General features: G+C 67.0%; 9 protein-coding genes. 4 read left to right on the top strand and 5 right to left on the bottom strand.

Translation table 11 applies throughout. The annotated features are described in order from the left end of the window. Window positions 1-84: 84 nt before the first annotated feature. Window positions 85-405: an ArsR/SmtB family transcription factor gene (locus ACHQ4I_RS21940; RefSeq protein ID WP_420773671.1), complete on the bottom strand. Its 321-nt coding sequence runs from the start codon at window positions 403-405 to the stop codon at window positions 85-87. Window positions 406-588: 183 nt separating this feature from the next. Here ACHQ4I_RS21940 and ACHQ4I_RS21945 point away from each other — a divergent pair, with 183 nt between their 5' ends. The 3 genes from ACHQ4I_RS21945 (at window position 589) to ACHQ4I_RS21955 (ending at window position 3,164) form a co-directional block, all read left to right on the top strand. Beyond that, window positions 589-1,290: a M23 family metallopeptidase gene (locus ACHQ4I_RS21945; RefSeq protein ID WP_420773672.1), complete on the top strand. Its 702-nt coding sequence runs from the start codon at window positions 589-591 to the stop codon at window positions 1,288-1,290. Between the two features lie 194 nt (window positions 1,291-1,484). Beyond that, complete coding sequence (locus ACHQ4I_RS21950; RefSeq protein WP_420773673.1) at window positions 1,485-2,573, top strand: hypothetical protein; 1,089 nt, start codon at window positions 1,485-1,487, stop codon at window positions 2,571-2,573. Between the two features lie 48 nt (window positions 2,574-2,621). Continuing rightward, on the top strand, window positions 2,622-3,164 hold the full coding sequence (locus tag ACHQ4I_RS21955; protein ID WP_420773674.1) for a YaeQ family protein: 543 nt from the start codon (window positions 2,622-2,624) through the stop codon (window positions 3,162-3,164). A 16-nt stretch (window positions 3,165-3,180) separates the two neighbouring features. On the opposite strand, the gene ACHQ4I_RS21960 is transcribed toward ACHQ4I_RS21955, so the two are convergent. Next, window positions 3,181-3,507 (bottom strand): hypothetical protein, encoded by a 327-nt coding sequence (locus ACHQ4I_RS21960; RefSeq protein ID WP_420773675.1) that lies wholly within the window; start codon window positions 3,505-3,507, stop codon window positions 3,181-3,183. A 292-nt stretch (window positions 3,508-3,799) separates the two neighbouring features. Between ACHQ4I_RS21960 and ACHQ4I_RS21965 the strand changes: the two genes are divergently transcribed. After that, the gene (locus ACHQ4I_RS21965; RefSeq protein WP_040691372.1) at window positions 3,800-4,135 is read left to right on the top strand and encodes an RNA polymerase-binding protein RbpA; all 336 of its coding nucleotides are present in this window, start codon (window positions 3,800-3,802) and stop codon (window positions 4,133-4,135) included. 189 nt (window positions 4,136-4,324) lie between these two features. Here ACHQ4I_RS21965 and ACHQ4I_RS21970 read toward each other — a convergent pair whose 3' ends face one another. From ACHQ4I_RS21970 to ACHQ4I_RS21980, 3 genes are all read right to left on the bottom strand, one after another. Beyond that, window positions 4,325-5,314 (bottom strand): FkbM family methyltransferase, encoded by a 990-nt coding sequence (locus ACHQ4I_RS21970; RefSeq protein WP_420773676.1) that lies wholly within the window; start codon window positions 5,312-5,314, stop codon window positions 4,325-4,327. 90 nt (window positions 5,315-5,404) lie between these two features. Beyond that, on the bottom strand, window positions 5,405-6,208 hold the full coding sequence (locus ACHQ4I_RS21975; RefSeq protein WP_420774170.1) for an ABC transporter permease: 804 nt from the start codon (window positions 6,206-6,208) through the stop codon (window positions 5,405-5,407). Window positions 6,209-6,267: 59 nt separating this feature from the next. Beyond that, window positions 6,268-7,254: an ATP-binding cassette domain-containing protein gene (locus ACHQ4I_RS21980; RefSeq protein ID WP_420773677.1), complete on the bottom strand. Its 987-nt coding sequence runs from the start codon at window positions 7,252-7,254 to the stop codon at window positions 6,268-6,270. Window positions 7,255-7,354 lie beyond the last annotated feature (100 nt).

The raw sequence follows: 7,354 nt of genomic DNA on the forward strand, positions 1-7,354 counted from the left end.
CCACGACCCTTCGGGCACGCGCCTCGAATCCGGGGAGATAGTCGGCCAGAGCGGCCCGCGGCCGCTCAGCGTTGAATCTCCGTTTCAGGCGTCCTCGGCGCGGGCGTTACTCAAGGCAGCGGCGTATGCGGCGAGCGCGCTGGGCCAGTACTGCTCCAGGTAGTCGCGGGCATCACCCAAACCGCGCGGGTCCAGGAAGTAGAGCCGCCGGTTGCCGTCCGGGCGCATCATGACCAGCCGGGCCTCGCGCAGGACGCGTAGATGCTGAGAGACCGCGGAACTGGTCACGCCGACAAGCTTCGCCAGGTCGCCGACGGACAGCGGCGCGGTCGGCAGTGCCTCGAAGATGGCCCGGCGCGTCGGGTCGGCCAGGGCCTCGAGTGCGCGAACTCCATTAGTCGCCACTGAAATAGTGTGATCGCTTGGGGTCACTCCGGTCAATTCCGCGCATTACGGCATTTCGCCAGGTAAGCGGAATATCCATGCCGTGTCGTTATCTAGTTGTGACATGTCAACTGGGCTTTTGTTGATCTGTGAGGGTCGGCACAGGATGACGGCGGCTGAATCGCGGTCCCGTACGTTCAAGCAATGCCCGTGACCGTTCCGTTACCTTCCCGTCGCGGCGCGACCCGTTCACGCCGCGACCGCACCGCCACCCGGGTGGTCGCCGTCGCCGCGGTCGTCAGCGCCTCGATCGGCATCCTGGCCGCCGCGGACCCCGACGCATTGCCCAGCGCCATCGCCGGAGACACCGACCGGTCGACCGCCGACCCGACCAACGCCGCCGTCGCGTTCACCGCCTTCACTCCACGTGAGGCGCAGATGCCGCAGACCGTGCCAGAGCCCGTCGTCTGGGAGCAGAACCGCCTGGCCGCCGAAGCGGCCCGCCCACGCACCGTTCGCCCCATCGCGGGCGTGCTGACCTCCAACTTCGGGATGCGCTGGGGTGCGCTGCACGCGGGCCTGGACTTCGCCGACCCCATCGGAACCCCGATCGCCGCGGTCACCGATGGCACCGTCATCGAGGCGGGCCCCGCCTCCGGTTTCGGCCTGTGGGTGCGCGTGCAGCAGGACGACGGCACCGTCGGCGTCTACGGCCACGTCAATGACATCCTGGCCACCGTCGGCCAGCAGGTTCGCGCGGGCGACGTCATCGCGACGGTGGGTAACCGCGGCTTCTCCACCGGCCCGCACCTGCACTACGAGGTCCACCAGGCCAGCGGCGCGCCGATCGATCCGATGCCCTGGCTCGACGCGCGGGGTATCGCCGTCGGCATCGCAGCGGAGTAGGCGGACTCGCCCGGCCGATTCGAGGTCCTGTCCGCCTCGGATCCGGCCGGGATCCGACTCGGCCACCGCGCTATTCGCGATTCGATGAGGGAATCGTGGATGCCGCGGTGGCCGATTTCTAATACCCCGGTACTACTCGCGAATGGCGCCGCGGCGGGACGTGCTCGTGTGGCTTCGATTTCTAGCGTCGGATCATGCCGACTATCGACACCCTTTCCGCCCCTGGCAATTCCACGCTCCCCCGACACCGCCGCCGCAGCGCACCCGACCTGCCGCGCGGCGGTCGCCTGCATCGGCCGCTGCTGTGGATGGTGGCCGCGATGGGCACGCTCGTCCTGTTCTGCGCGGGCGGCATGGTGTTCGACGATCGGATGCTGCTCGGCGAATCCGTATGGCTCAAACCGTTCAAATTCGGGCTCGCGTTCGTGCTCTACGGTTTCACGCTGGCCTGGCTGCTTTCGCTGCCGCACAAGGGAAGTCGGGTTACCTGGTGGATGGGAACGATATTCGCCATCACCGGGTTCATCGACGTCGGATTCATCGTGGTGCAGGCCGCGCGTGGCACCTACAGCCATTTCAGTCATGCGACCGATGCGGTGAATTCGATCGGTCAGATGGTGTTCGCGTCCGGCGTGCCCGGCTTGTTCTTCGCGAATCTCGTTATCGTGCTGATCCTTTCGTGGCAGCGACTGGTGGACCGGCCGACTGCGCGGGCCATTCACGCCGGACTCGCTCTCGCTGTCGTCGGGATGGCGCTGGGATATCTGATGGGGTTCACCGGCAAGCAGTTGGTGCGCGACGCGAATGGCAATGTCGTGGAGTTGGTGGCAGGACATACCGTGCTGAACAACCCATCCCTGGACCCGCGCGACGGCGTCGGCGGTATGGCGATCACGCATTGGAGCACCATCGGCGGCGATCTGCGAATCCCGCATTTCCTTGGGCTGCACGCCATTCAGGTGCTGCTATTCGCGGCTCTCGCACTGGCCCGGTTGGCGCCGCGCTATCGGTGGCTGCGCGCCGAACGGACCAGGGCCGCGCTGATCGGTGTGCTCGCGCTGGGCTATACCGGGCTGCTCGCGATCGTGTTCTGGCAGGCGATGCGGGCCCAGTCGCTGGTGCATCCGGACGGTCGGACGCTGTTCGCTGTCGGTGCATTGGTGTGGGTCGTCGCGCTGCTGACCGTCGGCGTCTATTGGCGGGCCAGGGCTGCGGCCGACGACAGTGGCCACGCGCCGAGCGCCGTGCGGTTGTTCGCCGCGGGCACGCACACCCGCGGGTAATGGCCGTGATCGAGGGCTGTGCGGCGCGTTCACTAAGCTCCTGCTGCTATGGCCCTCAGCGCAACACTGCACAACTTCGCCATCCAACTGGCCGACGTCGACCGTGACGTCTATCAGGAGTTGGAGGTGCGGGTCGCGCGCCATCCATCCGAAACCGCCGAGTTCATGCTGACGCGACTGCTCGCCTACTGCCTCGAGTACGAGGAGGGCATTGCCTTCAGCGACGGCGGCGTTTCGTCCGCCGACGAGCCCGCGGTGCTGGTGCGCGATCTCACCGGACAGCTCACCGCCTGGATCGAGGTCGGTGCACCCGATGCCGATCGCGTGCACCGCGGCAGCAAATCGGCTGAACGCGTCGCGATCTACACACATCGCGATCCGGCCAAGGTGCTGGCCCAACTCACCGGCAAGCGGATCCACCGCGCCGAAGCGATTCCCCTCTACAGCTTCGATCGGGACTTCATCGATTCCGCTGTCGCCGCGATCGAGCGCCGCAACACCGTCACGCTATCGATCACCGAGCGTCTGCTGTACCTCGATCTCAATGGCACCGGCCTGAGCACATCGGTCGAAGAGCACCGACTCCGATAGCGTCCGATGCCGACACTCACCGCAGACGTTCGGCCTCGCGGGTCAGTGTCAGCAGCGTGCTGGCCAGTTCCTTCAGCTCTTCGGTGTCCGCGCCCTCACCTATGGCGGTGGCGACATCCTCGGCCGCGCAGCGAGCGGCGAACCAGCGGTCGGCCAGATCGGCCGCCTCCTGGGCGCTCAGTACCACCGAATCGTCGGGGATCCCGGTCCCCTTCAAGCTGTTGCGGTGTTCGTAGGCGCGTTGGCGGCAGGACTGACGGCAATACCGGCGACGACGTCCGGCCTCCGATTCGACGATCTCCCGCCCACACCACAGGCAGCAGGACAGCAAGCGGCGCGACATGACGCAGAACATTAACCGTTCCGGCCGCGGGATGGGGCTCGTGCCCCCGGATTGCCGGCGCGGCACGGGCGTCGCGGATCGCAGCCGTGTCACCCACTACAATGGAACAGTTCACGGCCGCTGGGGACTGCGCGCAGCTCACTCGAAAGGGTCAGCATGCGTCGGGAACTATTGGCCCAGGCACGGTCGTTACATCTAAGGTCCAGCGAGCGTCACGCGTTCGTACGGCTGGGTCCGCCGACGGACGCGGTCGCAGCGCAACAAGACTCGAGCACACAGGGAGAGGCACACCATGGCAGATCGCGTACTCCGGGGCAGTCGGCTCGGAGCGGTGAGCTACGAAACCGATCGCGACCACGACCTGGCCCCGCGCCGGATTGCTCGGTACCGGACCGATAACGGCGAGGAATTCGACGTTCCCTTCGCCGACGACGCCGAGATCCCCCCGACCTGGCTCTGCCGCAATGGCCAGGAGGGCACCCTCATGGAGGGCACCACTCAGGAGACCAAGAAGGTCAAGCCGCCCCGCACCCACTGGGACATGCTGCTGGAGCGTCGCAGCAAGGAGGAGCTGGAGGAGCTGCTCAAGGAGCGGCTCGATCTGCTGAAGACGCGGCGTCGGGTCTAGGTTCGGACCGCTCGGGGATTCCCGGGCCCGGGTCTTCGACGGGCAGCGCCGGAAGCCGTTGAAGGTCGAAGCACAGCAGGCCGCTTGCATCGAATTCACTTGATGCAAGCGGCCTTTCTCGTCGCGCCCGAGGCCATCGGCACAGGCGTCGGCGCCGGACCTGTTGCGAACCGGGCGTAATCGGCGAGCTCAGCTTTCGGCGGCGCGAGTGAGTAGCAGATCGATCTGCCGGGGAAAGGGTCCGGTGGCCGGCGTAGGCGGGAGTGGATCTCGCAGCATGACCGGAATGTCCTCCGGCGCGTAAGAGTTCTGGATGCGATAAGAGCGAAAACCGTTGTCCATGAACGGTTTCAGAATCGTTTCCACGTCGTGACCGGTGCTGGCCAGCCAGTGGCGAGTGACTTCGACAATGATCTCGCAATCCTTGCGCAGCCGAGGGATCGAGGCGGCGAGCTGGGTGAGGACCGTGCCTTCGGCGCCTTCGACATCCACTTTGACGATCCGAGCGTTCTCCAGGTCGCCCGGGTGCAGCATCTGGGCCAGCGGCAGGCCGGCAACGGTGACCGTGGACTGGTAGGTGTCGGGGCGGATCGTCGTGGTGGCGCCGGTGTTCGCGTGCGGGGTGTAGAGGGTCACCGTCGCCGGTTCGGTGGTGACGGCGGCCTGGACGACGCGCACGTTGCCGACGCTGTTGAGCGCAAGGTTCGCCCGCAACTGTTCGTGGGCCGCGGGCTCGATGGCGATGACATATCCGGTGGGACCGACGAGTCGTGCCGCGAGCACGGCATACCACCCGTCGGCGGATCCGATGTCGATGAAACCGTCGCCTCGCCGCAGACGCGAGACGACGAGCGTGGAGATACAAGCCTCCCAGCAGCCGTGGGTGTAGATCGCGCGGGGAATGAAGTCGCTGGTCGTCGGGACGAGGAATCGCTGGCCGTATCGGGTACGCACTGTTCGCAACGGCCGTGGTCGCTGCTGGAGACCGACGTCGAGCCATTTCCGCAGCAGCCTCTGTTTGACGGCGATGCCGGGCCCGTATCGAACCCACCAGCGGGCCGCGATGAGCAAGGGCGGCCAGGGCGGCGGTCTCAACACGGTCTGTTGCCACGGGGGCAGGGTCGAGACAGGATGCACCGCCGTGACGGTATCCGCGCCCGCGGCGAGCCGTCGAGCCATTTTCCGGCAGTGCAATCGCTTCTCCCGCAGACACTTCCGGGCGCACGCGGCCGTCGGTGTTTCGCGGTGACGGGGCAGCGCCGACGAAGACTACTTGCTGGCGACCTTGCGGTAGCGGAGCAGGGCGAGCGGAACGACGACGACGAGGATGGCCAGGGAGCAGGCCACTGAGTATTCGATGCAGTGATCGGCGGGCCAACCGGCGGGCGTGCCGAAGCTGGGGGGCGCGCCGTTGTCGAAGAGTTTTCGGCCTGCCGCGGAGACCGCGGTGATGGGGTTCCATTCGGCGACCGTGCGCAGCGGGCCGGGAAGGGATTCCGCGGAGATGAAGGCAGAGGAGATGAAGCAGAGCGGGAACAGCCAGATCAGACCCGCGCTCTGGGCCACTTCGACGGTGGGTGAGAGCAGGCCGGTGAGCGCGCCGAGCCAGGACATGGCGAAGGCGAACAGCAGGATCACCGCGAAGGCCAGTACGGCGTCGGCGATACCGCCGTTGATGCGCCAGCCGACGATATAGCCGCAGCCGACCATGACGGCCAGACTCAGGATGTTCACCACCAGATCCGAGAGCGTGCGACCCATCAGCACCGCCAGCCGCGACATCGGTAGGGTGCGCATGCGGTCGATGATGCCCTTCTCCAGATCGCCCGCCAGCCCGACGGTGGTGAAGGCGGCGTTGAAAGCGACCGTCTGGGTGAAGATTCCGGCGAGCAGGAATTCGCGGTATTGGCCGCCGCCCAGTGAGGCGCCGAAGATGTAGGCGAAGAGGAAGACGAACATCAGCGGCTGGATCGTCGCGGTCACCAGCAGGGTCGGAACCCGCAGGATGGTCAGCAGGTTGCGGTAGGCGACGATGGCGCTGTCCCGGATGACCCGGGCATGCGGCGGCCGAATCTCCTGGGGGAATTCGGTTTTCGCGGTCGATGCCGTTTCCTGCGACGCCACTGCGGTGCTCAAGACAAGATCTCCTCTTGTACATCGTCGGTTTCCGGCTCGGGTGCGCCCGCGGCGGTGCCGGTCAGGGACAGGAATACGTCGTCGAGGCTGGGCCGGTGCACGGCGGCGTCGACCACGCACACCCCGGCGTCGTCGAGCCTGCGCAGCGCCTCGACCATGGTGCGCGAGCCGTCGCCGACCACGATGGAGGCTTCATCCGCGCCCGGATCGTGGGTCGGCTCACCGATGCCGACCTGCGCCAGAACCGTCAGTGCCGGCTTCACGTCTTGGCCCGCGGCCAACGTGACGGTGAGCCGGTCGCCGCCGATGGCGGTTTTCAGCTCATCGGCCGAACCCTTGGCGATCACGCGGCCCCGATCGATGACCGTGATGCGGTCGGCGAGCAGGTCGGCCTCCTCCAGGTACTGGGTGGTGAGCAGCACCGTGGTGCCGTCGTCGACGAGATCGCCGATGACGTGCCACATATCGAGTCGGCCACGCGGATCCAGGCCGGTGGTCGGCTCGTCGAGCACCACTACCGCGGGCCGGGCGACCAATGCCCCGGCCAGGTCGAGCCGCCGCGCCATACCACCGGAGTAGGTGGCCGCCCGACGATGCGCCGCCTGGTCCAAACCGAAGGCGTTCAGCAGTTCGGCGGCGCGAGAGGTGGCCTGTCGCTGCGACATTCCGTACAGCCGCGCCACCATGCGCAGATTCTCGAATCCGGTCAGGTTGGCGTCGACCGCCGCGTATTGACCGGACAATCCGATCCGCCGCCGGGCCGCGGCCGGATCGTGCAGGACATCGATGCCCGCGACCCGCACCGACCCGGCACACGGCCGCAGCAGGGTGGTCACGATGCGCACCGTCGTCGTCTTACCCGCACCGTTGGGCCCCAGCAGGGCCATCACCGTCCCGGCCGGTATCTCCAGGTCGACCTCGTCCAGCACGCGCACCCGACCGTAGTTCTTGACCAGGCCGAGCACCTCTACCGCAAGGCTCACGACTTCACCTCGCGGGCGCTCGGCTCCGTCGTACGCCTGGTCGCGCCGTGCCGATGGTTCACTAGCTGACGCTCGCTCACGACTGTCTCCTATTCCAACC

The organism is Nocardia nepalensis, from assembly GCF_048910785.1.
GTDB classification, from domain to species: Bacteria; Actinomycetota; Actinomycetes; order Mycobacteriales; family Mycobacteriaceae; genus Nocardia; species Nocardia nepalensis.

Coding starts and splice junctions, on each gene's coding strand:
- ACHQ4I_RS21955 (WP_420773674.1), top strand. CDS start 2,622: ATGGCCCTCAGCGCAACACTGCACAACTTCGCCATCCAACTGGCCGAC.
- ACHQ4I_RS21965 (WP_040691372.1), top strand. CDS start 3,800: ATGGCAGATCGCGTACTCCGGGGCAGTCGGCTCGGAGCGGTGAGCTAC.
- ACHQ4I_RS21950 (WP_420773673.1), top strand. CDS start 1,485: ATGCCGACTATCGACACCCTTTCCGCCCCTGGCAATTCCACGCTCCCC.
- ACHQ4I_RS21960 (WP_420773675.1), bottom strand. CDS start 3,507: ATGTCGCGCCGCTTGCTGTCCTGCTGCCTGTGGTGTGGGCGGGAGATC.
- ACHQ4I_RS21970 (WP_420773676.1), bottom strand. CDS start 5,314: ATGGCTCGACGGCTCGCCGCGGGCGCGGATACCGTCACGGCGGTGCAT.
- ACHQ4I_RS21945 (WP_420773672.1), top strand. CDS start 589: ATGCCCGTGACCGTTCCGTTACCTTCCCGTCGCGGCGCGACCCGTTCA.